The following is a 1386-nucleotide window of genomic DNA, read 5'->3' as shown; positions in this document are numbered from 1 at the left end:
GCTCCCACACTGGTCCGGGTTCCACAGAAAGACCGCGTTGCTTGCAACCTCTTTGCTTAGAAGGACTGACACCATGCGTATCGTCGTTGCTCTGGGCGGTAATGCCCTGCTCCGCCGCGGCGAACCGATGACCGCTGACAACCAGCGCGCCAACATCCGGATCGCCACCGAACAGATCGCCAAGATCCATCCCGGCAACCAACTGGTCATCGCCCACGGCAATGGCCCCCAGGTCGGCCTGCTGTCATTGCAGGCAGCGGCCTACACCTCGGTTTCGCCCTACCCGCTGGACGTGCTCGGTGCCGAAACCGAAGGCATGATCGGTTACATCATCGAACAGGAACTGGGCAATCTGCTGGACTTCGAAGTGCCCTTCGCGACCCTGCTGACCCAGGTCGAAGTCGATGCCAATGACCCGGCCTTCAGGAACCCGACCAAACCCATCGGCCCGGTCTACAGCAAGGCCGAGGCGGAACAACTCGCCGCCGAGAAAGGTTGGGCCATTGCCCCGGACGGCGACAAATACCGCCGCGTGGTCGCCAGTCCGAAACCCAAGCGCATTTTCGAAATCCGTCCGATCAAATGGCTGCTGGAAAAAAGCAGCATCGTGATCTGCGCCGGCGGTGGCGGCATTCCGACCATGTATACCTCGCCCGGCAAACTTGAGGGCGTCGAAGCGGTCATCGACAAGGACCTGTGCTCGGCGCTGCTGGCCGAACAGCTTGAAGCCGACTTGCTGGTGATCGCCACCGACGTCAACGCCGCTTTCATCGACTTTGGCAAACCCACGCAGAAAGCCATCGCCCAGGCACACCCCGACGAAATGGAAAAACTCGGCTTCGCCGCCGGCTCCATGGGACCGAAGGTGCAGGCAGCCTGCGAATTCGCGCGCCATACTGGAAAAGTGGCGGTGATCGGCTCGCTCGCGGACATCGAAGCGATCGTCCAGGGCAAGGCCGGTACGCGCATCAGCACGGCGATACCGGGCATTATTTACTTGTAAGGAGAGACGTCCATGGCAATGTTTGAGCCAGGCCACTTGCACATCGAGCGTCACGCGCTGACCAAGGATGATGTGAGCTACAACGTGCACCTCGACTATAAGGTCGCGCAGGATCCCATGAAAGGCAAAGGGATCGAGTTCACCATGCATGGCAGCATGCAGGGAAAGGAGATGACAGAGACCTTCTTCCTGCCTAAGGAGGAGGCCTACAACTTTGCCAACAACGTGACGAAAATCGCAGAGAAGTACGGTATCCCAAAGACACATAGCCAGATCGGCTCGGTGCACAAGCATTACGACTTGATGTTCGAAGACATCCGCAAGCAACTGAATATGAAATCCGGCGACCCGATAGATCTCGAGAGCTTCGAGTAGCCCACATT

General features: G+C 58.7%; 2 protein-coding genes. Both read left to right on the top strand.

Annotated features, from left to right (window positions below; translation table 11 throughout):
* Positions 1-73 precede the first annotated feature (73 nt).
* Positions 74-1003 carry a carbamate kinase gene (gene arcC, locus BSF40_RS31290; protein WP_095968275.1) on the top strand — a complete coding sequence of 310 codons (930 nt, stop codon included), beginning with the start codon at positions 74-76 and terminating at the stop codon, positions 1001-1003.
* 12 nt (positions 1004-1015) lie between these two features.
* Entirely contained in the window at positions 1016-1378 is a 363-nt protein-coding gene (locus tag BSF40_RS31285) for a DUF5064 family protein (RefSeq protein ID WP_095968274.1), read from the top strand.
* The last annotated feature ends 8 nt before the right edge of the window (positions 1379-1386 follow it).

The organism is Pseudomonas sp. ACN5 (genome assembly GCF_002303975.1).
Taxonomy (GTDB): domain Bacteria; phylum Pseudomonadota; class Gammaproteobacteria; order Pseudomonadales; family Pseudomonadaceae; genus Aquipseudomonas; species Aquipseudomonas laurylsulfatiphila.
The sequence above is the reverse complement of the archived record's forward strand: the minus strand, read 5'-3'. Positions and strand labels throughout refer to the sequence as shown.

Excerpts from the sequence above, each read along its gene's own strand:
- BSF40_RS31285 (WP_095968274.1), top strand. The coding sequence starts at position 1,016 with ATGGCAATGTTTGAGCCAGGCCACTTGCACATCGAGCGTCACGCGCTG.
- arcC (WP_095968275.1), top strand. The coding sequence starts at position 74 with ATGCGTATCGTCGTTGCTCTGGGCGGTAATGCCCTGCTCCGCCGCGGC.